General features: G+C 55.1%; 22 protein-coding genes and 3 tRNA genes. 12 read left to right on the top strand and 13 right to left on the bottom strand.

Annotation, left to right across the window (positions count from 1 at the left end; genetic code table 11):
* Positions 1–69: 69 nt before the first annotated feature.
* The 3 genes from PanJK_RS15950 (at position 70) to PanJK_RS15940 (ending at position 393) form a co-directional block, all read left to right on the top strand.
* Positions 70–156: transfer RNA gene (locus tag PanJK_RS15950), tRNA-Leu, on the top strand.
* 34 nt (positions 157–190) lie between these two features.
* Positions 191–277: transfer RNA gene (locus PanJK_RS15945), tRNA-Leu, on the top strand.
* Positions 278–306: 29 nt separating this feature from the next.
* A tRNA-Leu gene (locus PanJK_RS15940) sits at positions 307–393 on the top strand.
* A 90-nt stretch (positions 394–483) separates the two neighbouring features.
* On the opposite strand, the gene PanJK_RS15935 is transcribed toward PanJK_RS15940, so the two are convergent.
* Positions 484–768, bottom strand: a complete 285-nt coding sequence (locus PanJK_RS15935) for a DUF1435 domain-containing protein (RefSeq protein ID WP_265301058.1) — start codon at positions 766–768, stop codon at positions 484–486.
* Positions 769–996: 228 nt separating this feature from the next.
* Between PanJK_RS15935 and PanJK_RS15930 the strand changes: the two genes are divergently transcribed.
* The 3 genes from PanJK_RS15930 to PanJK_RS15920 all read left to right on the top strand — a co-directional run bounded on the left by PanJK_RS15930 (position 997) and on the right by PanJK_RS15920 (position 3580).
* Positions 997–2091, top strand: coding sequence for a GGDEF domain-containing protein (locus PanJK_RS15930; protein ID WP_256698344.1), 1095 nt, complete (start codon positions 997–999; stop codon positions 2089–2091).
* Between the two features lie 134 nt (positions 2092–2225).
* On the top strand, positions 2226–3020 hold the full coding sequence (fhuF, locus tag PanJK_RS15925; RefSeq protein ID WP_265301056.1) for a siderophore-iron reductase FhuF: 795 nt from the start codon (positions 2226–2228) through the stop codon (positions 3018–3020).
* A gap of 95 nt (positions 3021–3115) precedes the next feature.
* A complete protein-coding gene (locus tag PanJK_RS15920; protein ID WP_061718187.1) occupies positions 3116–3580 on the top strand; it encodes a YbaK/EbsC family protein in 465 nt (154 codons plus the stop codon).
* Here the strand turns inward: PanJK_RS15920 and PanJK_RS15915 are convergent.
* The 4 genes from PanJK_RS15915 to PanJK_RS15900 all read right to left on the bottom strand — a co-directional run bounded on the left by PanJK_RS15915 (position 3577) and on the right by PanJK_RS15900 (position 8536).
* The gene (locus PanJK_RS15915; protein WP_265301053.1) at positions 3577–4797 is read right to left on the bottom strand and encodes an MFS transporter; all 1221 of its coding nucleotides are present in this window, start codon (positions 4795–4797) and stop codon (positions 3577–3579) included. The two genes, PanJK_RS15920 and PanJK_RS15915, sit on opposite strands and share 4 nt — an antisense overlap.
* Before the next feature lie 262 nt (positions 4798–5059).
* Positions 5060–6043, bottom strand: coding sequence for a nucleoside hydrolase (locus PanJK_RS15910; protein WP_265301051.1), 984 nt, complete (start codon positions 6041–6043; stop codon positions 5060–5062).
* A gap of 12 nt (positions 6044–6055) precedes the next feature.
* On the bottom strand, positions 6056–7078 hold the full coding sequence (locus PanJK_RS15905) for a LacI family DNA-binding transcriptional regulator (RefSeq protein WP_265301049.1): 1023 nt from the start codon (positions 7076–7078) through the stop codon (positions 6056–6058).
* Positions 7079–7153: 75 nt separating this feature from the next.
* The gene (locus tag PanJK_RS15900) at positions 7154–8536 is read right to left on the bottom strand and encodes an MFS transporter (protein WP_265301047.1); all 1383 of its coding nucleotides are present in this window, start codon (positions 8534–8536) and stop codon (positions 7154–7156) included.
* A 581-nt stretch (positions 8537–9117) separates the two neighbouring features.
* On the opposite strand from PanJK_RS15900, the gene PanJK_RS15895 reads away from it, so the two are divergent.
* Positions 9118–9672: a histidine phosphatase family protein gene (locus PanJK_RS15895; RefSeq protein ID WP_265301046.1), complete on the top strand. Its 555-nt coding sequence runs from the start codon at positions 9118–9120 to the stop codon at positions 9670–9672.
* Here the strand turns inward: PanJK_RS15895 and PanJK_RS15890 are convergent.
* Positions 9669–10622 carry a YncE family protein gene (locus tag PanJK_RS15890; protein ID WP_265301045.1) on the bottom strand — a complete coding sequence of 318 codons (954 nt, stop codon included), beginning with the start codon at positions 10620–10622 and terminating at the stop codon, positions 9669–9671. The two genes, PanJK_RS15895 and PanJK_RS15890, sit on opposite strands and share 4 nt — an antisense overlap.
* Before the next feature lie 414 nt (positions 10623–11036).
* Here PanJK_RS15890 and PanJK_RS15885 point away from each other — a divergent pair, with 414 nt between their 5' ends.
* Positions 11037–12050, top strand: a complete 1014-nt coding sequence (locus PanJK_RS15885) for a glycosyltransferase family 32 protein (RefSeq protein ID WP_265301042.1) — start codon at positions 11037–11039, stop codon at positions 12048–12050.
* Here PanJK_RS15885 and PanJK_RS15880 read toward each other — a convergent pair.
* Complete coding sequence (locus PanJK_RS15880; protein WP_265301040.1) at positions 12024–12947, bottom strand: LysR family transcriptional regulator; 924 nt, start codon at positions 12945–12947, stop codon at positions 12024–12026. The genes PanJK_RS15885 and PanJK_RS15880 overlap by 27 nt on opposite strands.
* Positions 12948–13067: 120 nt before the next feature.
* On the opposite strand from PanJK_RS15880, the gene PanJK_RS15875 reads away from it, so the two are divergent.
* Positions 13068–13457: a tautomerase family protein gene (locus tag PanJK_RS15875; protein ID WP_256698336.1), complete on the top strand. Its 390-nt coding sequence runs from the start codon at positions 13068–13070 to the stop codon at positions 13455–13457.
* 214 nt (positions 13458–13671) lie between these two features.
* Entirely contained in the window at positions 13672–15963 is a 2292-nt protein-coding gene (gene opgB / locus PanJK_RS15870; protein WP_265301038.1) for a phosphatidylglycerol--membrane-oligosaccharide glycerophosphotransferase, read from the top strand.
* 46 nt (positions 15964–16009) lie between these two features.
* On the opposite strand, the gene PanJK_RS15865 is transcribed toward opgB, so the two are convergent.
* Positions 16010–16717, bottom strand: a complete 708-nt coding sequence (locus PanJK_RS15865) for a GNAT family N-acetyltransferase (RefSeq protein WP_265301036.1) — start codon at positions 16715–16717, stop codon at positions 16010–16012.
* A gap of 107 nt (positions 16718–16824) precedes the next feature.
* Between PanJK_RS15865 and PanJK_RS15860 the strand changes: the two genes are divergently transcribed.
* Complete coding sequence (locus PanJK_RS15860; RefSeq protein WP_265301034.1) at positions 16825–18273, top strand: PLP-dependent aminotransferase family protein; 1449 nt, start codon at positions 16825–16827, stop codon at positions 18271–18273.
* Here PanJK_RS15860 and PanJK_RS15855 read toward each other — a convergent pair.
* From PanJK_RS15855 to PanJK_RS15840, 4 genes are all read right to left on the bottom strand, one after another.
* Positions 18270–18782 (bottom strand): RcnB family protein, encoded by a 513-nt coding sequence (locus PanJK_RS15855; protein ID WP_154193090.1) that lies wholly within the window; start codon positions 18780–18782, stop codon positions 18270–18272. The genes PanJK_RS15860 and PanJK_RS15855 overlap by 4 nt on opposite strands.
* Before the next feature lie 156 nt (positions 18783–18938).
* Positions 18939–20084 carry a serine hydrolase domain-containing protein gene (locus PanJK_RS15850; protein ID WP_265301030.1) on the bottom strand — a complete coding sequence of 382 codons (1146 nt, stop codon included), beginning with the start codon at positions 20082–20084 and terminating at the stop codon, positions 18939–18941.
* Between the two features lie 183 nt (positions 20085–20267).
* The gene (locus tag PanJK_RS15845) at positions 20268–21050 is read right to left on the bottom strand and encodes a MetQ/NlpA family ABC transporter substrate-binding protein (protein WP_265301028.1); all 783 of its coding nucleotides are present in this window, start codon (positions 21048–21050) and stop codon (positions 20268–20270) included.
* A 17-nt stretch (positions 21051–21067) separates the two neighbouring features.
* A complete protein-coding gene (locus PanJK_RS15840; protein WP_265301335.1) occupies positions 21068–22087 on the bottom strand; it encodes an isopenicillin N synthase family dioxygenase in 1020 nt (339 codons plus the stop codon).
* A 210-nt stretch (positions 22088–22297) separates the two neighbouring features.
* Between PanJK_RS15840 and PanJK_RS15835 the strand changes: the two genes are divergently transcribed.
* On the top strand, positions 22298–22975 hold the full coding sequence (locus tag PanJK_RS15835) for a YecA family protein (RefSeq protein WP_265301026.1): 678 nt from the start codon (positions 22298–22300) through the stop codon (positions 22973–22975).
* A 64-nt stretch (positions 22976–23039) separates the two neighbouring features.
* On the opposite strand, the gene PanJK_RS15830 is transcribed toward PanJK_RS15835, so the two are convergent.
* Complete coding sequence (locus tag PanJK_RS15830) at positions 23040–24095, bottom strand: DUF1176 domain-containing protein (protein WP_265301023.1); 1056 nt, start codon at positions 24093–24095, stop codon at positions 23040–23042.
* Positions 24096–24202: the final 107 nt, after the last annotated feature.

Raw genomic sequence — 24202 nt, 5'->3', positions numbered from 1 at the left:
TTGACGCAATGAGTAAAATCTCTAAAATGCGCCTCCGTGGTTAGCAATACTTTAGGGTGTTGTTAGTTTGCGATGGTGGCGGAATTGGTAGACGCGCTAGCTTCAGGTGTTAGTGTTCTTACGGACGTGAGGGTTCAAGTCCCTCCCTTCGCACCAAACTAAAATCACACAGTTTATATCTGCGCACTGAGCGATGGTGGCGGAATTGGTAGACGCGCTAGCTTCAGGTGTTAGTGTTCTTACGGACGTGAGGGTTCAAGTCCCTCCCTTCGCACCAATGCGACGATATAAACAGACAACTAAGATGCGATGGTGGCGGAATTGGTAGACGCGCTAGCTTCAGGTGTTAGTGTTCTTACGGACGTGAGGGTTCAAGTCCCTCCCTTCGCACCAACAGTTGTCACTCCTTTCGAGCAGTAAATTCCCAAAAGATTTTAACGAACTTCACGCTCTCAGCGTGATGTTGTCGTTTCTGCGTTTTGATCAGATGACGTGGAAATTGACCGACACCGCTGCTAATCCACCCGCCAATGCCAGGCAAGACGGCAGCAACAGATAGTGACGCAGACGATGATGAAACAGCATCGCCACGGTCAGCAGCAGCGCCACAATCATCACTATCCGCCATTGACTGAAACTCGGTTCCCATAACGCAAAAACCGGCATCGCTGCGCAGGGTAATAACACGCCCCAGCCGCTATCCAGACGTTTACCCATTATCCAGCTCACGCCCCACAGTCCGCAGGCGGCCATTATCGCCATGATCATTGCGCAACCCTCAGATGATAAATATTCGCATTATCATATGATAATATTTCTCATCCTGCAGCGAATTTTTTGTCGCAAGCCATGCCGGATGACAGAATTACTGGAAAATGCTAAATTGCCGCCGATAACAATATCGCTAACACAACAATAACGTGCTCTCTATCCGGGTAGGTAAACTATTACTTACGGGTAGCGCTTTGATATATCAGGGCTGTCACGAGAATAATAATGAAATTACAATCTTATGATGAGTTGAAACAGAGTAAATATCGGCTGTCGCTGATGCTATTTCTGTTTCTTAATGTCGCCGTTTCGCTTTTTTGCCTGCTGCCGATTTTAGGCAGCGACAGCCCAATACGCTCGCTGCCGGTGGCCATTGTGGCGGGCTTCAGCGCTACGCTGCTGGTTATTTGTTTAATGGCGTCAAAACATAAATTACCGCTACTAAATCCTGTCGCTTTTATATTGGGTGCGCTGTGGGCGTGGCATATTAACCACAGATATCATCTGGTTTACTATTTTGATGGCAGCTTTTTAATTATCAGCCTGTTAAGCGTTTTCTTTATCAGTGCCATTGCGCTGAGTGATTATTTGATAGCATTTTGTTTACACATCACGCCGCCGGTATTAACCGTGCTGTTATTGGATGATGGTCAGCATTTAATGATGATCTTATTCACCATTACGCTGCCGTTAATCGGCTTTTCACTGCACCATTTAATGCGTCGTCGCTTTGATACCTTTACCCGTCGGCTGGTGAGCCAGCTGTATGAGGAAAAAGAGAGTTTTAGCGATTTGAGCATGCTCGATCCGCTTACCGGCTTGTACAACCGCCGTGGATTAAAGAACCGCCTTGATACCATTATGGAAAACCACGCCGGCAGCCACTTTGTGCTGCTGCTGGATATCGACCATTTCAAAGCTTACAACGACAATTACGGCCATGCGATGGGCGATCAGGCGCTAGCGCGTGTATCCGTGGCAATCCGCGACGCGGTACGATCGCGCGATGTGGTGACGCGCTACGGCGGCGAAGAGTTTCTGGTGCTGATGACCAACGTGAACGCCTCGATTGCGATGAAACTGGCGGAGCGCATTCGTCAGTACGTGGTGGATTTGGAAATTCCGCATCGCTTTAATGAGAAAGTGTCGACACACGTCACCATCAGCGCGGGGATTGCGCCCATCTTCGATGAGGATTTTGATCAGGCGGTGGCCAATGCCGATCGCGCACTGTATGTGGCGAAAAATCAGGGACGTAACACCATTTTAGCGTGGGAAGATTTGCCGAAATTGACCCAGGCGAGTGACAACCTGGCGTAAGGTTTTGTTGGTTGCCATGAATAACGACCCTACGCTTACCTCGTCAAGCTTTGCCGTGTGTGCAGAAATGTTGTTCAAAACGACGGGAACGATTATCATTTGTCTCTCGATTCCCGTTATCACTCAGGACCGGCATGGCCATCATCACGCGTCAGGATCATCGCTTTAGCGAACATCCGTTGATCTTTATGCAGAGCGATCGCAGCTTAGCGAGCGCACTGGAAGATCTGATGCGCGAACAACGCAGCTACATGCTGGACAACCTCAAGCTCGGCCAGTCGGCACCCGCCGGGACCTTAACGCTGGCCGAGTGGTCAAGTCCGCTTCACTATCGCCGCCTGACGCAGCGCTACAGCGATTATCTCTATCGCGATCACCCCGATGTGCAGCAGGAAGCTAAGCCGCTGCAGTCGCTGTGGGCGCAATGGTATTTTGGTCTGCTGCTGCCACCGCTGATGATGGCGTTATTGCAGGAACCACGCGCGCTGAACTGCTCGCCGCATCTGATTCACGTTGAGTTCCACGAAAACGGCCATCCGTGCGCGTTCTGGCTGGATGTGCAGGAAGATGAGGATGCGCGCTACTTCAATGGCCAGCAGCGTATCGATCGCCTGATTCAGCAATGCCTGATGCCGGCAGTGAATGGCATGACACAGCACGGTGATATCAATGCAAAGCTCATTTGGAACAACATGGGCTTTTCGTTTTACTGGTTCCTTGGCGAGTTGAAAAACCAGTTGCCGGAAGAGACGATTTTGCAGTTAGAGCAGGCGCTATTTTTCACTCAGTCACTGCTCGATGGCAGCGATAACCCGCTGTATCGCACCATGATCCCGCGCAATGGCGAAATGGAGCGACGCAGCTGCTGCCAGCGCTATCGCATCCCCGATGTAGAACGTTGTGGTAACTGCACGTTAAAAGCGGTGTAGCACCCGCGCATTCTGTTACAGATTCTCCTTTTCTCCCGTTTACACTTTTCCAGGCTTATGGCATTTTTTTGGCTCTGTTTTTACCGGAGATAACAATGAGCCTGGAGTCGGTACGGCACTTCTTTGCCGAACATGCACCGGATATCGACATCATCGAGATGCCGGAAAGCACCGCCACCGTTGAGCTGGCCGCACGCGTTCATGGCGTTCAGCCTGGGCAAATCGCCAAAACCCTGTCGCTGAAAGTGAAAGATGCCATCGTGCTGATCGTCACGCGCGGCGATGCGCGCCTCGATAATCGCAAGCTAAAAGCCGCACTCGGCGCCAAGGCGCGCATGTTAAGCGTGGATGAAGTGGTGAACTGGACCGGACATCCGGTCGGCGGCGTTTGCCCGTTTGGGCTGGAAAATCCGCTGACCATTTATTGTGATGTGTCGCTGCGCAGCTTTGACGAAGTGCTGCCGGCAGCCGGATCGATTCATAGCGCGGTGCGCATTTCGCCGCAGCGCATGGCAGAACTCACTGCGGCGAAATGGGTTGACGTCTGCGAGGCGCTTTAATGCGACTCGCGCGCGGGGGCACCGGAGATTTCGATGCCGCGCGTCTCCCGACCAAACGCCACCAACACGCAAATCAGCACCGCCACCGTTCCGGCGACAATCGCCATCCCCAAACCGTAATTGCCGCCGTGTGCTTCGGCGATACGTGACTGCACCGTCGCATTCACTGAGGCGATCAAATTCCCCAGCTGATAAACAAAGCCCGGCAGCACCGCGCGCGCATTAGCGGGTACCAGTTCGGTGAGATAAGTCGGCACCACGCCCCAAGCGCCCTGCACCATAAACTGCATCAGAAACGCGCCGATACCGATCATCCATGAACCGCTGGAGAAGGCCCACAGCGGCAGCACCGGCAGCGCGAGGAACGACGCCAGAATAATTGCGCGCTTGCGACCAATCCGCTCGGACAATGCACCAAAGGTGATGCCGCCTAGCATCGCCGCGATGTTGTAGCTGATAGCAATGATGCTGACGGTGTGCGGATCGAACTGATGCTGCACTTTCAGGAAGGTGGGATAGAGATCCTGCGTACCGTGGCTGAAGAAGTTAAAGCAGGCCATCAGCAGCACCATATAAATACAGATTTTCCAGTGCTGACGGATAATCGGCAGCAGCGCATTGCTCTCTTTGCGCTCGCGCGCCGCCAGCCATACCGGCGATTCCGGCACTTTGAAGTAGATAAACGGCAGCAGCAGAATCGGCAACGCGCCAATCAGGAACATACCGCGCCAGCCGACCGTTTCGAAGAACAAACCAAAAATCACCGACGCCAGCAGATAGCCGCACGGATAACCGGCCTGGAAGATGCCGGACATCAAGCCGCGCGAGCGATCCGGAATGGTTTCCAGCGCCAGCGACGACGCCACGCCCCAAATGCCGCCCATCGCCACGCCGTAAATCACGCGGAAACCAAGGAACGCCGTGAAGGTGGGCGACCATGCCGAAAGCAGTTCAAACGCCGAGAACATCACGATATTGAGCATCAGAATCGGTCGGCGGCCATATTTCTCCGCCAGCCGACCAAACAGCAGCGCGCCGATCGGGCGTACGGCGAGCGTGAGCATGATGGCGAGGGAAACATCGGAGACGCTGGTATGGAAATACTGGGCAAGATCGCTGAGGACAAACACTAAGATGAAGAAGTCGAACGCATCCAGCGTCCAGCTCGCGAAACTGGCAAAAGCCACGTTGCGCTGGGTCGCAGTCCAGTTGAACATGTCGGTATCCTGTCTGATTAGCTTCCGGATCGATGGCCGGATTTATAGTAGAAGTTACCGCGCGAATAATTTCACGGGTTACTATTATGTTAACTGTTTGTATATAGCATGTCAGAAAGGCGGGCTGTGGCGGGAATTGTCAGCGAGTGATTCGCGGTGTAAAAAAGCGTTTCATGTGAGTCAGAGAGAAATAGGTCGCCATGAATGGCGACCCTACGACGATTTTGTAGGGTGCGCATTTATGCGCACCTGGAAAACGGCTTCAGCGTTTCAGCTGATTAAACGCCTTTTCGATCATCTCCAGCAGCAGCGCGTTATTGACGGTTTGAATTACATGCACCAACGCGCCAGTTTGCGGTGGCACGCCGATATCCAGACGCAGCGGCGTGCGATAACGCCAGCTTTTGCCGCGCGTGGCGCCGGGACGCAGCTCAATATCCACATAGTAATCCACGCCGTCGGCGACACGCTGATTCAGCAACCAGGCGACCACCAGCGCATCATGAATCCAGCAGCCTGGCAAATGACGGGTGCGAACCGAATAATCGATCCACGGGCGTAACGTCTCGCGCACAAACTGTGGCAATGGATGATCGTTAGCGGTAAGTCGCGTGAGATCCTGCTGCGTCATCAAGGTTTGCGTGGTGGCGTCCATTGGTACCAGCGTGATGGTGGCGCCGCTGTGCAGTACCTGATGCGCCGCTTCCGGATCGAGGCCAAAATTGGTGTCTTTGATGTAATCATCCAGCGCAAACACGCCGCCCATAATCACAATCTCTGCCACCGATTCTGCCATTTGCGGATAACGCTGCAGCGCCAGCGCCACGTTGGTCAGCGGACCGATCGCCACCAGCGTAAACTCGCCGGGGTTGTCACAAATCAGTTGGCCCATTACGCCAGCCGCATCATGCCCATCCGCCGGAATACGCTGCGGCTGACGCACGCCGCGCCACAGTTCCCCGAGCTTTTCATCGGCAACGTGGTCAAGACGCGCACGCCACGGCGCAGGATCTTCGCGCAGTGCCTGCAAAGCGCCCTGCACCACCGGAATGTTGCGTCCCAATCGCTGTAGCAGATCTTTGGCGACCTGCGCACCCACCGCGCTCGGCGTGTTGCCGGTGACGGTGGTAATCAGTTCCAGCGACAGCGACTTTGAAGCCAATGCTAACGCCAGCGCAAGGCCGTCGTCGGTGTTAGCGCCCGCTATACCGTTTCCCGGATCACAATCGATAATCAATCTTTTCATAGTGTTATAGTTTTATTGTTGTTGAGTAAGCTGGCAGCCACAGGACTCACCGATTTCTAAATGGTGAGGGAATTCCGCCAGCTTCGCATCGCCATCCCAATTTTTGAGCATGGCAATCGCACTGCGCGCCATATCACGCAGCGGCTGACGAACGGTGGTGAGCGTCGGCACATGAAACGCCGACTGATCGGTACCGTTAAAACACACCAGCGCGACATCCTGCGGCACGCGCAGTCCATGCTCTGACAGCGCACGAATGCAGCCAATCGCCTGGCCTTCGTTACTGGTAAACAGTGCACGCGGCACACGACCGCTGGCCACCATGCGCTGCGCGGCGTCGTAACCGCCCTGCCGCGTGTAGCTGGCCGGAAAAATCATCGCCTCATCCGCCAGCACTCCTTTCTGCGCCAGCGCATCGCGCCAGCCCTGAATACGATCCTGCGCGTTAAGCATGTCCAGCGGACCGCTGATCATGCCCACCTGCTGATAACCGTGGCTGAGTAGATGCGCGGTGACCTGACACGCCGCTTCGCGTTCATTAACGCGCAGCATGTTGATGCCCGGACGTGGCTCAATGCGATCCAGCATCACCAGCGGCGTACCACTGGCCTGAATCACATCAATATAGGGATGGCGATCGACGCTGTTGTAAAACAGGCCATCAACCTGACGATTTAACAGGCCCTGAATAATCTCCAGCTCGCGTTTGCGATCGTCACCGGCATCACCCAGCAGCATGACGTGGCCGTGATTCATCGACTCCTGCAACAGCATGTGCGCCATCGAAGCAACAAAGGGATTACCGATGTTCGGCACCACTAAACCAAAGGTTTTGGTGCTGCCCGAAGCCAGCGCGCGCGCCACCGCATTAGGGCGATAGCCGGTCTGCTTGATCGCCTCCAGCACGCGCTGACGCGTGGCTTCTGCCACCGGTCGCGGGCCGTTATTGATCACGTAACTGACCACCGCCACCGAGGTGCCGGCGATTTTTGCCACGTCGGTGCGCGTGACGTTTCCGGTTGGAGATTTCGCCATTCCTTTGCCCCTGCGTAAATGCCATTGGCCGGAATCGCCGGCCAATGGGGGTTTTGATTTACGCGATCCTGCTGGTCAGATGGCATCTTCCGGCAGATTAAGATCGCGTCCGCGCGTTTCCGGCGCCACGAAAGTGGTGAGAAAACCGATGCTGGCCATCGCCGTGAAGTAAACCGCAATCGGCCACCAGTGTCCGGTAAACGACAGCAGCGCCGCCGCCACTAATGGCGCGGTACCTCCTGAAAGGATAGATCCCAGCTCTTTCGCTACCGCCATCTTGGTGTAACGACGCTTCACGCCAAACATCTCGACGCCCCACGCCGCCTGCACGCCGAAAATACCCAGCGATGCCAGCGCCATACCGACCACAATTACCGCCATCACAATCGCTGGATCGCGGCTGTCCATCAGGCTAAAGGCAGGCCAGGCGTAGAACATCAGCAATAAGCAGAAGCAGCGATAGGTAATGCGGCGACCAAAGCGATCCGACAGCCAGCCAGCAAACGGAATGATCAGGAAACCAAGTAAAGAGGCGATGAACACCGCTGTGGTGGGCACCGATTTGTCGAGCATCAGCACTTTGGCGACGTAACCGACAATGAAGCCCTGCGCCAGATAAGAAGGGCCGTTTTCGCCGATACGTAAACCGACCATGGTCCAGAAGGCGCGGGTGCGGCGCCAGAAGCTGCGCGTATCCACTTCTTCTTTCGCCTGCGCCAGCGTGGCGTTACGTTCGGCCTGCAATTCCGCCTGCTGACGTTCAAACACCGGCGTTTCACGTAGGTTGCGACGAATCCACAACGCCACCACCGCAATCAGCGCGCTGCTGAGGAACGGAATACGCCAGCCCCACGACAGCAAGCTCTCTTTGTCCATCTGGATCACTGCCAGCCAGACCAGCGACGCAATCAGCGTGCCGCTGTTTGAGCCCAGCGCAATCACCGACGACACCAATCCACGACGTTCAACCGGGGCATATTCGCCCAGCATCACCGTACCGCCGGACAACTCAGCGCCCGCCCCCAAACCTTGGGTAAACCGCAGCAGCACCAAACATGCGGGAGCCCAGACGCCAATGCTGGCATAGGAAGGAATCAAACCAATGAGTGTTGTGGAGGCGCCCATCAGAATGATGGTTGAGATCATCACCGTTTTGCGGCCCTTGCGATCGCCGATCCAGCCGAACAGCAAGGCACCAATCGGGCGGGCAATAAAGCCCACCGACCAGGTGGCAAAACTCGAGAGTAAGGCGATAGCCGGCGTAGCTTCCGGGAAGAAGACGTCACCAAAAATAATGCCGGCGGCGAGGCCATAGAGCGCAAAATCCGCATATTCCATCGCGGTGCCAAGCCAGCAGGAGAACGTGGCGCGCCAGAAATCTTTACGGCCGGAGGATGTTTCAAGCCGCGCATCGGCAGCTGAGGAAGATGTCAGTGAGCTTTGTTGCGAAACCGTCATAACCCAATCCCTGAATGAGGTAAAAACAGCAAACGCCCTTCCGTGGGTCAGTTCCCTTGCAACAAGCGGAACTCCCCGGTGGCGACGTTCAGTAGGCAAACCTGGATGAAAAATCAGTAATGAATTCCCTGGTGTTGGAATTCGCTTCTTCGCCTGTTCCCGCCGATGTAATTTTCATCGATCGCATTAGTGAGGCAAATGTAACTGGGTCATCTCAAGGCCAACTTCGTCTCTGGCACCGTGAGTTATCACTGTGGATACAGTCTATCTACGCGCGTAGATAAATCAAGTGATAATAGAGAAATTTATTAGATAAACTTCACTATAACTCATGAAAACAAGGCAAAAATGGCGTCAAATCATGACATTACATCTAATGCATGGCGCAAGAATTGTCTTATTGAAGCTTGATTGACGATTATTGCTTACCATTTAACGGCGCAGGCTAACGCTTCATCGCGCTGTTTTTCGCACAGTTCAGTTAAGGTTTAATGACAAGCAGGCAATACTCTTAAATCCCGTCATGGATGCGCGAGTTGCTCAACCTCTGCATTACACTGGAGCAATATTACAGGAGCGCTATGACCATTATTCTTATGCGACACGGTAAACCCGATCATCCGGTCACTGGGCGCTTCACGGCTCGGGCGCTGGCCGACTGGTGTGAAGGTTACGATCAGGCTGATATTTGCGACTCCCCGCCGCCGCGCAGTCAAACCATTGCGCGCCTCGCGAGTGTGATCGCCACCAGCCCGCTGCCGCGCGCCCGTTCGTCATTAACGCGTCTGGGTTTACAGCCGCACGCGGTGGATGAGGTTTTTAGCGAAGTGGCGATACCGACGTTGCCTTTTGAGCGTTTGCATCTGCCGCTCAACGTCTGGCTGGCGCTATTACGCCTGTTGTGGCTGTGCGGCTATGCCGGCCATGTCGAATCGGTGCAGCATGCACGTCAACGCGCCCGTCTGGCGGCAGATAAACTGGTGGCGCTGTCGCAGCAAGGCACGGTGTTGTTAGTTGGTCACGGCATCATGAACAAGCTGATTGCGCGCGAGTTACGCAAGCGCGGCTGGCAGGCCGAAAAACATGCCAGCAGCCGCCACTGGAGCAGTGCGATTTATCATCGCCCATTTATTTAAGGTTTGAGCTGAAAGTAGCTCAGCACTTCACAACCGGTACCGGCCTGCGGCGTGGCAATCACCTTCATCTGCTGCAGATCGATCAGGCTGAGCGAACCGTCGCCCTCATTAGCAATCAGCAAGCTGTGATTATCCTCACTGAAGCAGACATCCATCGGCTTATTGCCGACATGAATATCGCCGAGCGGATTGAGCAGATCGTCAAACAGCGTCACCATCGGCTCCTGATCGCCAATCGCCACCAGCCGCTCGCCGTTGGCACTGAAGCGCACCACCTGACACGGTTGCTGATGGCCCGGCAACGTCAGGCGTTGGCGGATGCGATGGCTTTGCCGATCCACCACATACAGCAGCGGCGCATCGGCGGCGCTCGCCACCAAATAAGGATGTTTCGGCGAGGCAGCGATACCCGAGATCGGGCCGGGCATCAGGATATTGTCGATAATCCGCCCTTCCGCCTCACACAAATCCACCACGGTAATGCTGGCGTCCTCTTCATTTTCGGTAAACAGCTTGCGGCCGCTAGGCGATAAAGTGAGCCGGTGCGCATTGTGCGAAGGCAGTTGAATGGTTTTCTCCACGCGATCGCTAACTGGATCAATCACCGCCACTACCGCGCTGTTTTCACAGCAGAGATAGACTTTACCGTCACGACCCAACTGGCCGCTGTGCGGTGCTTTTAACGGCGACAGATCGATAAAACCGCTGATCTGCCGCAGGCGCAGATCGATGATCGCCACTTTGTGGCCGGGATGTGGATTGTCGCCGTGAATGCCGTCGCCGTAGATCGGCACGTAAGCTTTCTCCAGCTGCGGCAGCATCAGAAGCTCGTATGGACGCGGCGGAAAGGCATTTAACGCTTGCTCAACGGCATAGGTTTCGGGATTGAGAAACAGCACGCGATTGCCCTGCTTATCGACAGCCAATAATCCACGGTTGTGTCGCTGCATAGTGTCTCCTTTAGTTGATCACCTGCTTTAAGCGTAGCTAACCCTCACTCAGGGTGGGATTTTCCCGGCAGACCAGCGAAAAATGCAGCCAGGTTAACACGTGATCTCACGCGCACTTTTTAATCTCACCCGCGACTTACGCCATGCCACGCTTATTTTATTAGGAATAGTCTTAATGCGATAAAATAGAATCACCAACAATTCACGCGATTATTTATCGTTAATTTAAAGCTTAACGGATCCTTGATTTTCCGGTTTATCTGAAAGGATCAAAAAGTGATAGCCGCATCGCACAGAATGTTTTATTAAGCATAGGAGAGTACTTTTTTACACACAGCCTAAAGGACAATCAAGAGCGCTCAGCGCCGCGATCAGGGACGCCTTGCCACCATAATCACAATAATCAGGTGCATCATGAATAAAAAACGCCTTCAGCCAGCGTTAACCCTCTGGCATAACTGGAAAAGACTCGCTTTTACCAGCCAGACTTTCCTGCAGAAAAAACAGCATACTGCGCTCTGTGCGCCGGAATACGATCCCAGCGAAGAGGACAATATCGTGTTACTTTCTGGCGAAAAAGATCTGCCAGAGATTCCAAAGAAAGTCTGGATGTATTGGGATAATGAATATTTACCGAAATCACTGGCATTAAATATTAAAAAGATTCGTCAGGATAATCCCGACCATGAAATCCATTTATTAAATCGTTTAACGGTAAAAGAAGTTTTACCGGATTTTATCTTCACCTCGACCCAATTAACCGCCCAACAAAGAAGCGAAGTGATTCGCCTGGAATTACTGCTGCGCTATGGCGGTATTGCCATTGATTGCAGCACCTTATTATTTGAAGATCTCTCTTGGGTGCATCGCGCGCATCAGGAACGCCGTATGGATGTGATTGGTTATTATCACGAAAATGCCACCGTCAACTATCTCGCACCGGTGATTGAGAGCTGGTTCCTGGCGGCGACCGCCAATAATCCCTTTATCCGCGAATGGCAAAAACATTACGCGCCAATCAAACATCTCGGCGAACAGAATTACTTCAGTGAATTGACCAAGCGCGATGATTATTCCCTGCTAACGCAGAAGATTGCGCAGCCGGAGCAGCAATTAGGTTCACTGGCGCAGCAGATCGCCATGCGCGAACATCGCCGGGTGAATCTCTACCTGCGCAAATGCGAGGCTAACGCCTATTACTATCAGCGTTTAAGCGGCTGGAAGAGCGAGGCGTTTGCCCATGCAGTGCTGTTTCATCAGCGTCCACTCACGCCACCACCGGTAATAAAACTCAGCGGCAATGAGCAGCTGCACCTCGACTTCAACCTGCGGCTCGGCCATTACAACCGCAGCAGTTTGTTGGGCCAGATGATGCAAACGCCTGCGCCGATCGCGCTGGCTTCACCCATCAACAAAGCGCGCGCGTAACCATTGGATAAAGGTGGTCACCGCCCGTGGCACCTGAGCGGCATACGGGCGTACCACCCACAACCGATCGGCGAAGGCATCCACCGCTTGCCACTGCGTCAGCACCTGCTGCAGCGTACCGCTGGCTAATGCCGCGCTGGCGCTGAAGTCCGGCAGCATCGCAATGCCCAAACCTTGCAATGCCGCATCCCGGATCGACTCGCTGTTGTTGGTGGCAAAATTACCCTGAATCTTTACCTGCACGGTTTCGCTGCCGCCGTCCGCTAATCGAAAACGCCACTGCGGCGACTCGAGTCCGCGCGGGTAATAAAGACAATTGTGCTGCTGCAACGCCTGCGGTGAATCCGGCAAACCGTTCTGCGCCAGATACGCCGGCGACGCCACCAGCAGCGCGCGGGTTTCACACAGCGGCAGCGCAACATGCGTTTCCGGCAGGCTATCGCTATGGCGAATCGCCAGATCAAAGCCTTCACTGCCGAGCGACACCAGACGATCGGTGACGTCCAACTGCAAGCGCACCTGCGGATAGTCGCGCAAGAAATCGCCGATGATCGGCACCAGCTGCTGACGCGCAAACGCCACTGGCGCAGTCACGCGTACCATGCCACGCACCGGCCCCGCTTCATCACGAACGCTGAAAAAGCTCTGCGCGATACGCGCAAAGGGATCGCGCAGCTCATCCACCAGCTTTTCACCGGCGGAGGTCAGCCGCACGCTGCGCGTGGTGCGCTGTACTAACGCCACACCCGCCATCTTTTCCAGCTCTTTAATCTTCTGACTCATCGCCGCTTTGCTGACGTCTAATCGTTCCGCCGCGCGCGTAAAACTGCCGAGCTCAGCCAGCACGGTTAACCAGTGCAAATGGACCCAAAGGCTATCTGTTTTAATTTCTTTCATATCGATTGTTCAAAATAATAAATAATCATTTCAACCAGCGCGCTTTTTCTTTCCGGCAGCAAGCGGCAGCATAGAGCCACATCCTACTCTTTTCATGTGAGCAAAAACGAGGGTTTATTTATGCCGTTACTGACATTCGACGTTATTCAGGGCCGTTCAGAATCAGAAATCCGCACATTGCTGGATGCCGCACATCGCGCGGTGGTAACCGCATTTAGAGTCCCGGCCCGCGATCGTTATCAGATTGTTCATGAAAACAAAGGTTATCAGATGGTCTTTCAGGATACCGGCTTAGGCTTTGCGCGAACCGACAATCTGGTGATGGTGCGCGTGTATACCAGCCCGAGAAGTGAAGAACAGAAGTGCCTGTTTATGGCAGAGTTAGCGCGCGAACTGCTGGAAAGTTGCGGCGTTCAGGGCACAGATTTGATGATTAGTTTTATCACCAACAGTAAAGGTGACTGGAGCTTTGCCGACGGCGAAGCGCAATACCTCACTGGAAAACTCTAATCTCCCTTCTCTGCCCTCACTGGCAGCAGCGCGTCCGTTGCTGCCAGGCGAAACCACAGTTAGCCTTAACCCGCCTTAAACGAATCGGAATGCATCGCACAAATCTGGTTGGATGTGTTGCAGCCTTGTGACACCCAATATAGATTGACGCAAAATCCCCACAGAGGGTCGTTGACGCAAGGAATGCGTATTCATTCAACATGAGGATCTAACGTTGTCCGAATTGGTTTCGGTTGTACTCTTTTTGGCCGCGATTGCGGTCTACTCCTCTAAAGCCGGGCGAAATAAATTTTGGTTTAGTCTGATCCTGCTGCTGCTCACGCTGTTTATCGTGCTTAACGTCACGCTGGTCGCCAGCAACTATTTTACCGGCGATGGCATTAATGACGCAGTGCTGTATACGCTGACCAACAGCCTGACCGGCGCGGGCGTGAGCAAATATGTGGTGCCGGCCATCGGACTGATCATCGCGCTGTTCTCGCTATTTTGCCTGCTTTCGTGGTTACTGCGCCGCCGTAAGCGGCCGCATCACCTCGGCTGGAGTTTACTGGCGATTGCCTGTGCCGCGGGTTCGGTACAAACCACGCCCGCGTTCCGCCAGGTAAAAGAGCTGATTGCCTCACATTCACGCCTCGCCGATTCGGATTTCGAAACCTACTTCAAAACGCCCAATAAGGTGATCGCCGAGCCCAAGCTCAATCTGGTCTACATTTATGGCGAAAGTCTTGAACGGACCTATTTCGATCAGCAGGCATTTCCTGGCCTGGCCCCGGAACTCAGCCGGGAAAAAGAGAACAGCATCGATTTCAGCCAAACCGAACAGCTGCCCGGCACCGATTACACCATTGCCGGCATGGTAGCTTCACAGTGCGGCATCCCGCTGTTTGCGCCTTTTGATGGCAATGCTTCGGCCTCGCTCTCCAGCTTCTATCCGCAGAATATTTGTCTGGGCGACATTCTGAAAAACTCTGGCTATGAGAACTGGTTTATTCAGGGCGCCGATTTACGCTTCGCCGGTAAAGACACTTTTCTGCTGTCGCATGGCTTTGATGCGGCCAATATGTATGGCTCGCAGGAGCTGAAAAGTCGCGTTGCCGATCCCAGCTATCGTAATAACTGGGGCTACTACGATGACACCGTAATGGACGAGGTGTTTGAGAAATACGAGGAGCTGTCGCGCGCGCAGAAACGCTTCGCATTGTTCACCCTTACCGTCGACACCCATCACCCGGATGGTTTTATCTCGCGCAGCTGCCAGCGCAAAAGCTACAGCTATGATGGCAAACCAAACCAATCCTTTAGCGCGGTCGCCTGCTCGCAGGAGCATGTGGCGCGTCTGATTGAACGCATCAAAGCGTCGCCGTGGTTTAAAAACACCATCATCGTGGTGACCTCCGATCATCTGGCAATGAATAACACCGCGCATCAATATCTGATCAAGCAGCCGCGCCGTGACCTGTTTATGGTGATTCGTGGCGATCAGCCACAGGCGGAAGTGCTCGACGCCAAACGCAGTACGCTGGATAACGGCGCCACGGTACTGGATATTCTCGGCGGGGATAACGCGATTGGGCTCGGTCGCAGCGGCCTCTCTTCGGAATCGCTGTCCACCGAGTTCGACGACATGGCAAAGCGCGTCACATCGTGGAAAGCGGACATTATTCAGCTGTGGAATTTCCCCAGCAAGATGGATAGCTTCACCGTCGATCAACAGAAAAACACCTTCAGCTTCTCTGGCGCGACCTTCAAATTACCGATTCTGTTCCGCGTCTCCGACAAACATGTCGAACCGCTGCCGGAAGGGGAATACTCCGAACCGCTGCGTTATCAGCTGGCGAGTTTTGCTGCCGCCGACAAGTTCGTTTGGGTCGATCGCTGCTTTAAGATGGCGCGCCTGTGGCAGCCAGAGTTAGCGCTGTCGAACGATTTGTGCGTGTCGATGGGACAAATGGGCGCCAAACCCAGCGTAACCCGCATCGATAAACCGCAGTGGAAAGGTAAAGTCAGCTTCCCGAAAGCAGAAGTCAGTGCAGCAACCTTCCAGCTTAACGAGCAGCAAATACGCATCGAAGACAATGCAATTCGTTACAACGCCGACAGCTTCCTGTTAACAGTGCCCGGCGCGCCGAATAGCGTGAAGAGTTTTAAAGGGATATCACGTCCGGAAGCGTGGGGACGCTGGTCGAATGCCAATCTGGCACCGGAAGTGAATATTGAGTATACCGATCCGCTGCCTGAACGCTTTGATGTGGTAATCACCGCGCGGGCTTTTGGTCCGAATGCGCATCGACCGATTCCCGTGCGCGTTGGCGATGAAGAGCAGCAACTGAATTTGGGAGATGAGTTCTCTACCACCACGCTGCATTTCACCAATCCAACCGGCAGCCGTAATTTGATCATTGCGCCGCCGGAGCCGCAGGAGTCGAATGTCGGCAATATCATCGGCCAGGATCCGCGCAAACTGGGGATCGGCATGGTGGATATAAAAATAATTCCGCAAACCTAACGTAGGGTCGCCATTTATGGCGACCAGGTGCGCATGGATGCGCAGCCTACGAACGCAGCGCCTCCAGTTTTTCGCGTTGCGCCCCTTCCACCGTAAAGTTCTCTGCCGCCAGCCAGCGTTCGAAGCCTTGTTTCACCTGCGGCCAGTCGCTGTCGATAATCGAGAACCAGCAGGTATCACGGCTGCGGCCTTTATAGACAATCGCCTGCCGAAAGGTGCCTTCAAACTGAAACCCTAAACGCAGCGCCGCGTTGCGTGATGGCTGATTGCAGCTGTCGCACTTCCACTCGTAGCGACGATAGCCCAGCTGCTCTAAGGCGTAGCGCATCAGCAGATAGTGCGCTTCGGTGGCCATGCGCGTTTGCTTCAGCAGCGGCGAGAAGGCGACGTGGCCGATCTCCACCGATCCGTTTGTCGCATCAATGCGCATCAACGCCAGGCTGCCAACCGCACGATTGCTAACCGGATCGATCACCGCGAAATGCATGGGATCGCGTCCATTTTCCAGCTTGCGCGCATAGGCAACATAGGCTGCTTCATCGGCAAAAGGTTCGGCGAACATATAGGTCCAGTCACGCCCATCTGCAGCCAGCGCATAGGCAGCATACAGTTCGCGGCCATGGCGCTCGGCACTCAGAGGTTCCAGGCGGCAATAGTCACCGGTGAAGGTTTCATAGCTCGGCCAGGCGCGGGGTTGCCAATCTGGCAGCGGAAATCCTACCGGTTGTCCGTAAGCGTTGGTGTGTTGCGGCATTCCTCAATTCCTTAATCAGTCAGGACCAGAAATGCAGAGTGCCACTTTGCTGGCGTGTTAAAAAGCGCCACAATGCATGAAATTGATGGATCCACGGAACTGCGTACATGAGTGATATTGAGCTACATCGATTATTGCTGGCCCCGCTGGAAACCAACGGCAAGTTAACGCTGCAACAGCAACTGTTTCAACGTATCAGGCAGGCGATTCTGACAGGCAAACTCGCCGCCGGAACGCGTTTGCCCGCGACGCGCCAGCTGGCGCTGGATCTCGTGGTTTCACGCAATACGGTGATCGCCGTCTGGGCGCAGCTGCAGGCGGAAGGCTTTTTGCTGAGCGATCGCCAGGGCAGTCGCATCAGCAATATGGCGCAGCTACCGCAGGAAAATCAGCCGCACACCAGCAGCGAAATCACCTTGTCGCCGCGCATCGCTCAGCTGCGATCCAGCCATCGCAGCTTCAGTCAGGAGATGGCGCTGCGCCCCGGCGTGCCTTCGCTGGCACATTTCCCGCTAGCTCAGTGGCGACGGGCGCTGAACCGCGTGATGCTGCATCAGCCGCAGCAACTGCTGGGTTACGGCGATCCGCTCGGTGAACGCACACTGCGTGAAGCGCTGGCGCAGCATCTGGCATTGGCGCGCGGCGTGCGCTGTACGCCCGAACAAATCGTGATTACCGAAGGCGCGCAGCAGGCATTGACGCTGTGCGTGGCGCTGCTCAGCAGCCCAGGCGACATTGGTTGGGTGGAGGAGCCAGGGTATCGCGGCGCGAAAGCGGCGATGCGGTTGGGAGATATGCGTATTGAACCAGTAGCGATTGATGCGCAAGGGCTGGCGCCGCAGCCACAGGACTGGCAACAGCGTGCGCCGCGCCTGATTTACACCACGCCAACGCACCAATATCCCACCGGCGTGATCATGAGCGCACCGCGTCGTCTGGCACTGATGGCGGCCGCCCGGCAACAGCAAACGTGGATTATCGAAGATGATTACGACAGCGATTTTCGCTACAGCGGCGAGCCGATCGCCGCTATGCAGGGCATGACGCAACCAACGCCGGTGATCTACGTTGGCTCGTTCAGCAAAACGTTGTTTCCCGCGTTGCGCCTTGGATTTATGGTGTTGCCGCCGCAGCTGGTCACGCCGCTGCGCCCTGCGCTACATGAACTGCTGCGCGGCGGCAATCGTCCCGAGCAGCAGGCGCTGGCGCTGTTTTTACGCAGCGGTGATTTTAGCCGTCATCTGAGCAAAATGCGCCGTCTGTACCGCCAACGGCAGGCAACTTTGCGGCAGGCTTTGCAGCATACGTTTGGCGATCAGGTTCCATTGCTGGGCGGCGAATGCGGCATGCATCTGGTGTTATCACTGGAAGCGGATCAAAACGATATGCGGTTGGTGGATCGGCTGATCCAGAGCGGCTACGCGCCGGGCGCGCTGTCGGGATTTTATTCGGGTGAGCAGAAGCAACAAGGGCTGGTGCTGGGTTACGGTAACACCAGCACCAGCCAGATTACGGCAGGCGTCGCGCAGTTAGCGCGTCTGCTGCGCGGGAATTAACCGCGGAAGAAGATTTCGCCTGATTTGCCCATCACGATCTTACCGCTGTCATCGGTGATCAGGATGTAGTTGGCATTGATGTACGCCCAGTGCGTGCCTGGCTGCGGCGCTGGCAGATGACGTGGCTTCCACTCAACAATGGTGTACTGCTTTTTACGATACTCATCTGGCACCACATCGCCCACTTTATACTCTTTGTAGTCGATGATGATGGTAGTCAGATCGTAGTTGTTTGGTGCAGCCGCATCACCGCTTTGCGGTGGGCGAATTGGCGCGACATCGCCGCTGGATTCAGCCGGTTCATTGCTGGCTGGCGCATCGGCTGCCGGAGCCTGCGTTTGCGGGTCTGCGGCTGGCGCCTGGGTTTGGGCATCGGGTGCGGTTTGCTGCACTTGTGGCGGCATCGGTACGGCGTCTGTTTGCTCGCCTTCCGCCAGCGCGGCCGGAGCAAGGCTTAAAGCGCCCAGAAAAATTCCTGCAGAAAGAAGATTGACGTGTGTCCTGCGCATTGGTGATTTCCACTCTGGTTAATTATTAACTGTCCATTTAACTGACAAGTTAAGCACGCAGAAGGTTCCCCCGGCGCGCTTAGCGCGTCAAATTTCGCTGCTCAGCATACCTCAGCTCAGGCATTTTTTGGCGCAGTAAAATTGCAAGCAACCATGTTAGTTTTTGTCGTGCGCTTTCTGCGCCAGATCCATCAATAACGCGATGCCCAGATAGTTACTCCAGTTAAACGCGTTCTGCAGCACCACAATCGCATTGCCGTTCTGCTTATCAAAGCCAATAAAACTCGAGTAGCCGCCGATATAACCCACCTGATAGGTGATCTGCTGATCGCCGTAACTGTCGGTCACCCAGGCGATATTTTGTGCCTGATTGCCGTGCTGCTCATAGCCGTGATTAACCTGCGCAAAGGCCGCGTTGAGCGAAGCCCCCGCGCCGTCATGCAGATGCGCATCCAGATAGCGAATCAAATCGCGCGCGTTGCTGTAGAGGCTGGCGGCCGCCACCATATTGTTGTTAAACGCCCAATCCGGCGTAATTTGCCCGCGAGGAATCAGCTTAGGCTGATCGCCCGCATGGCCGAGTGCACGCCACGGATAACCGCGCAGACGCTGCGGCTTGAAGCTGCTGCTGGTCATGCCCAGCGGCTGAAACAGATTGCGCTGCGCCAGCGTTTCGATGTCCTGATGGAAGCGATGTTTGAGGATGTAGCCCAACAGCGCATAGCCGAGATTAGAATAGCGCGCGCTGGGATGCGCGGGCGCGTCAAAGTCGGCCAGATAATCCAGCACTGCGTCGCTGTCGAGGTTGCCGTAAAAGTTCTCGCCGCTACGCAGATAGCCCATAAATTTCATGAACATCGGTAAATCCATATCCTGGCGCGGCAAGCCCGAGGTGTGCGTCACCAGCTGCAACAGCGTGATGCGTTTGGCATCGTCGCTCAGCGGCACGTTGGGCGGCAACAGCGTCGCGAGCGTGTCGTTCCAGTGCAGTTCGCCGCGATCCACCAGCTCAATAATCACCTCAGCGGTGATGCCTTTACTCAGCGAACCGAGCGCAAATAAGGTATCTGGCGTGATGGGATAACGGTGCACCGCATCGGTGACGCCAAAACTGTAAAATTTAGGCTGGCTGCTTTGATGGATGATGGCGATGCTGATGCCGGAAACCTGCTTTTGCTGCATGTAATGGCGCACGATGTCATCGACGTTTTCATTAAAGGTCGCGTGCGAAAGATAGACTTTATCGCTGACGGGCGCGGAGGTTTGCGACAAGGTGCCGCAGGCGCTGAGCAATACGCTCATGCCCAACAGAATGATGCATGTTATTAAATGATGGCACAGCACCCGTTTATTCCTGGCAAAGATAATCATGGCAATGGATTGAGCGAATTTTTATGTTTTATAGTGGGTGCGACGGGTGTTGGTGGCGAAATATAACACAGAAGAAAGTCAGCGCCACCTGCCAAAAACAGGTGGCGGCGGGGATTATTGATTAACGGGAATAACCGATCCTTGATAGTGCTGGTTAATAAATTCAGCGGTTTGCTTTGACTCCAGATCTTTCGCTAGTTCCAGAATACGCGGATCGTGCGCCAGTTTCGGCGTGGTGACCAGCACGTTGGCATACGGATTATCCTTCGCTTGTTCCAGCGCCAGCGCATCCTTCGACGGCACTAAACCGGCCTGCAACGCGTAGTTGCCATTGATGATCGCCAACTGCGCATCATCCAGCGCGCGCGGCAGCTGCGGCGCTTCCACTTCGATAATTTTCAGATGGTGCGGATTGTCAGTAATGTCTGCGGAAGTCACCAGCGTATTGGCGCTATTGCTCTTCAATTTGATCAACCCATTGGCCTGCAACAGATAAAGTGCGCGGCTGAGATTGGTGACATTATTCGGCACGGCCACTTGCGCGCCATCAGGCAGATCTTTCAGTGATTTCACTTTGTGCGAGTAGATGCCAAGCGGCTCAATATGCACGGTGGCGACCACAGAAAATTTCTCGCCCAGCGCTTTTTCCTGATCGCGCAGGTAAGGCACATGCTGGAAGTAGTTGGCATCGACGTCACCGCGTGCCAGCAGTTCGTTGGCGTTGAGGTTGCCGTTGAGTTCAATCACCTTGAGATTGAGCTTCTTGTCGGTCTGTTTAATGTGGTTGAGGATTTCGCTGTGCGGCACGGCATCTGCCGCTACGCGCAGCGCGGCCGCCGACGCGTAACTGCTGAACACCGAAACCATCGCTAACGCCGCTATCACCTTTTTATTCATCTGCTTCCCTTAGTTTCTTATGATTTAACGCGATTGAGAGTGTCAGCGTAATAACGCTGCGCCACGTCGCGATGCGATCGCAAACGTCCTTTGAGATAGTTCCAACCCACTTCACGCAGCAGCGGATTGCTGGGATCGCTGGTCGGGCCGCGCGCGTCTGCCGCCAGCTGCGGCGGTAGCTGATACAGCGGCACTTCGGCATCGAGCTGTGCGCCGAGGAAAAAAGCGATGGAAATGCGCTGCTGGTTTATCGGCGGCGACACCACGCGATGCACAGTGGCGCGCAGATAACCGTTGGTGGCGATTTCCAGCAGTTCGCCGATGTTCACCACAAAAGCGCCCGCTTTCGGCAGCGCATCAACCCACTGATCCGGCGTGACTTCAACCTGCAATCCGGGCTGATCGTCCTGCAACAGAAAGGTCAGAAAGCCGGAATCTTTATGCGCGCCAACACCTTGCTGGCTGGCAGCGGCATCCTGCCCCGGATAGCGAATCAGCTTCACATGTTCGTTGGGATGCGTGCCGTACAGCGCATCAAAAGCGTCCGGCGGCAGCGCCAGGGATTTGGCGAAGGCGCGCAGTAAACGCAACGCCACGTCAGTCATCGCCTGCTGCCACGCGTGAATCACCGGACGCAGCTGCGGCAGCGCCTGCGACCACAAGTTGGGCCCTTGCAGCTGCTTCCATGCCGGATCGTCTGGCTGCAGCGTCAGCGCGGCACGCTCTGCACCGATATCAAATTGCTCACGCTGATCGCGCTGCTCACGGGTGTATTCCACGCCCGCACGGTTGTAGCCGCGAAAATGCGGCGAATGAATCATCGAAACACGCTGTTTCTCTTCATCCGGCAAGGCAAAGAACGCGCGCGTGATGCTTTGCACGTTCTGCAATAGCTGCGGATTGATGCCATGATTCACCAGATAGAAGAAACCGACGTCACGCGCGGTTTCGCGCAGTTCGGCAAGGTATTTCGCCTGCTCCGCATCCGGCAGTTCCAGCAGGGCTAAATCCAGTACCGGCAATGTGCTGGCCATAATTTGCATCCTTTATGCAGAAAAACTCTGCCTTTACGCTGCCATCTGTCGGCAACAGCAGCCAATACTGTTGCGTGATAAGTTATGGCGAATCCTTTTTAGGAGAGGTTCAGCAATCGATATGCAAAAAGCGATAAATCGCGCCCGCTTCCCGCTATAATCGCCGCCAATTAACTTTGGGCATTGCCCATCAATGAAAGCAGGAGATGCCGTATGAACCAGGGTCCGTTAACTGAAAAAGAGCTGAACTGGCTGGAAGATATGCTGGAGAAATACGGCAACGAGCACTCGGTGGTGGATACCGCTGAGCTGGACGGCATGCTGACAGCGCTACTCTCCGGCCCGAACGACATCGAACCGAGCGAGTGGCTGGTGGCGATGTGGGGCGGCAAAAAGCACATTCCAAAATGGTCGAATGAGCGCGAGATGGATCGCTTTATGACGCTGACGTTCCAGCATCTCAACGACATCGCCGAACGCCTGGCCGAATTCCCGGAGCAGTTCGATCCGCTGTTTGGCACGCAAGAGATGGAAGGCCAGGAATTCACCGTGGTGGAAGATTGGTGCTACGGCTATTTGCGCGGCGTGGCGCTGGATGCAGATTGGTCGCTGCTGCCCGAATCACTGCAGCCGATGATGGAGGTGATTGCCTTGCACGGCAGCGAAGATCACCTGGCGAAGCGCGAAGCCTTCACACCGGACGAGTTTGAAGCCAGCATCGAGGCGATTCGCCCTGCGGCGCTGGAGCTGCATGAATACTGGCAGGAACAGCGCATGGCGCAGCCCGATCCAGAGCCTCAACTGCCGCACTTTGCCGGCGAGAAAACCGGCCGCAACGATCCTTGCCCATGCGGCAGCGGTAAAAAATATAAGCAGTGCTGCGGCAAGTAGGAGCACCATTTGTAGGGTCGCCATTCATGGCGACCTGCCAACGAGATGCGCATAACTGCGCCCCTTACGGCAGCGATGCCGCTTTCACCTCGGTCACCCAGGTTGGCAACTGCCATGCGCCACCCGCGCGAATCGCACGGCACATGCCGGTGGTCGCATCGCTACTCTGCTCGAACGCTTTGCCATCCCACACCCACGCCGCTGTGCTCCAGCAGTCGCCGATGCCGCGCCCTTTCTGTGCTTCAGAGATCACACCTTCGCTGTAATCAGAGCCGGAATCCGTCACCAGCTGCGGTGTGCCCTGCAACGCTTTATCGATCAGCCAATAGCCATAACCTTCGTTATACGCCCCGCGCCAGCACAGCGCGGCGATCAGGACGTGCGCATCATCAACCGGCGTTAACGTCAGCGGCTCCGCGCCCTCTTCCGGCTGATCGTCGGACGGTGCCAGATTGTCGCAGCTGTCGTCATCGGTGAGCGAGGCAATCAGCTTCGGCTTCAACAGCGTCAGCTCATCGGCCGTCAACGGACGCGCATCGGCCTTCACCACTTTCACCTGCTGAATCACCGGCATCGCCACCGCTGCCGGTACGCTGTTTTCCGGTTTATTGCCCTTACGCACCAGCGCGCCAGGCGTGCTAAGACGACCTTGCGCATCATCCATTTTCAGCAGCACCGCAAACGCGCCATTACTGGAGAGATCAAAAGGCTCTTCACCACCCCGAAACTCCACTTTGCCGTTGCCTTTGATACCGTTGATCAGCGCCTGAGTTTGTTCATCGGTCAGCGTCCATTCGTCGTTATCGGCTTTCGCCACGTCGCCCAGCGCACGGTCATCAATCCACAACGCTAAGTTGTTCACCACTTTAGAATCATCATCGCCGGTATCGGCCAGCACCACGCGACCGTGCGTCACCGCATTGGGACCTCCGGCACGCACCAGCAGCACCGAGCCGCCCGCGCCCTCTTCGGCGCTGTAACCGGCGGCGCGACAGGTCAGCGTGTTATCGCAGGCCAATTCCCAGTCTTTGTGGCTAAAGGAGACGCCGTCTTGATCTGCCAACAGCGGCGCACTCAGGCTGGCAAATAGCGACATCGCCAGCAGCAATCGGGTAATCATGCCATCTCTCCATAATGGTAAAGGTGGCTAGTGTGATGATTTTTGTGACGCGGGAGAAGTGAATTTTTGAGGTCATGTGGATGGCTAATGAATCGGCAGCTATTCGA

It is taken from the genome of Pantoea sp. JK (assembly GCF_026130245.1).
GTDB lineage: Bacteria > Pseudomonadota > Gammaproteobacteria > Enterobacterales > Enterobacteriaceae > Pantoea > Pantoea trifolii.
The sequence above is the reverse complement of the archived record's forward strand: the minus strand, read 5'-3'. Positions and strand labels throughout refer to the sequence as shown.

What these genes read in the sequence shown, in the direction of transcription:
- PanJK_RS15935 (WP_265301058.1), bottom strand. Translation starts at nt 768, where the DNA reads ATGATCATGGCGATAATGGCCGCCTGCGGACTGTGGGGCGTGAGCTGG.
- PanJK_RS15930 (WP_256698344.1), top strand. Translation starts at nt 997, where the DNA reads ATGAAATTACAATCTTATGATGAGTTGAAACAGAGTAAATATCGGCTG.
- fhuF (WP_265301056.1), top strand. Translation starts at nt 2,226, where the DNA reads ATGGCCATCATCACGCGTCAGGATCATCGCTTTAGCGAACATCCGTTG.
- PanJK_RS15920 (WP_061718187.1), top strand. Translation starts at nt 3,116, where the DNA reads ATGAGCCTGGAGTCGGTACGGCACTTCTTTGCCGAACATGCACCGGAT.
- PanJK_RS15915 (WP_265301053.1), bottom strand. Translation starts at nt 4,797, where the DNA reads ATGTTCAACTGGACTGCGACCCAGCGCAACGTGGCTTTTGCCAGTTTC.
- PanJK_RS15910 (WP_265301051.1), bottom strand. Translation starts at nt 6,043, where the DNA reads ATGAAAAGATTGATTATCGATTGTGATCCGGGAAACGGTATAGCGGGC.
- PanJK_RS15905 (WP_265301049.1), bottom strand. Translation starts at nt 7,078, where the DNA reads ATGGCGAAATCTCCAACCGGAAACGTCACGCGCACCGACGTGGCAAAA.
- PanJK_RS15900 (WP_265301047.1), bottom strand. Translation starts at nt 8,536, where the DNA reads ATGACGGTTTCGCAACAAAGCTCACTGACATCTTCCTCAGCTGCCGAT.
- PanJK_RS15895 (WP_265301046.1), top strand. Translation starts at nt 9,118, where the DNA reads ATGACCATTATTCTTATGCGACACGGTAAACCCGATCATCCGGTCACT.
- PanJK_RS15890 (WP_265301045.1), bottom strand. Translation starts at nt 10,622, where the DNA reads ATGCAGCGACACAACCGTGGATTATTGGCTGTCGATAAGCAGGGCAAT.
- PanJK_RS15885 (WP_265301042.1), top strand. Translation starts at nt 11,037, where the DNA reads ATGAATAAAAAACGCCTTCAGCCAGCGTTAACCCTCTGGCATAACTGG.
- PanJK_RS15880 (WP_265301040.1), bottom strand. Translation starts at nt 12,947, where the DNA reads ATGAAAGAAATTAAAACAGATAGCCTTTGGGTCCATTTGCACTGGTTA.
- PanJK_RS15875 (WP_256698336.1), top strand. Translation starts at nt 13,068, where the DNA reads ATGCCGTTACTGACATTCGACGTTATTCAGGGCCGTTCAGAATCAGAA.
- PanJK_RS15865 (WP_265301036.1), bottom strand. Translation starts at nt 16,717, where the DNA reads ATGCCGCAACACACCAACGCTTACGGACAACCGGTAGGATTTCCGCTG.
- PanJK_RS15860 (WP_265301034.1), top strand. Translation starts at nt 16,825, where the DNA reads ATGAGTGATATTGAGCTACATCGATTATTGCTGGCCCCGCTGGAAACC.
- PanJK_RS15855 (WP_154193090.1), bottom strand. Translation starts at nt 18,782, where the DNA reads ATGCGCAGGACACACGTCAATCTTCTTTCTGCAGGAATTTTTCTGGGC.
- PanJK_RS15850 (WP_265301030.1), bottom strand. Translation starts at nt 20,084, where the DNA reads ATGAGCGTATTGCTCAGCGCCTGCGGCACCTTGTCGCAAACCTCCGCG.
- PanJK_RS15845 (WP_265301028.1), bottom strand. Translation starts at nt 21,050, where the DNA reads ATGAATAAAAAGGTGATAGCGGCGTTAGCGATGGTTTCGGTGTTCAGC.
- PanJK_RS15835 (WP_265301026.1), top strand. Translation starts at nt 22,298, where the DNA reads ATGAACCAGGGTCCGTTAACTGAAAAAGAGCTGAACTGGCTGGAAGAT.
- PanJK_RS15830 (WP_265301023.1), bottom strand. Translation starts at nt 24,095, where the DNA reads ATGATTACCCGATTGCTGCTGGCGATGTCGCTATTTGCCAGCCTGAGT.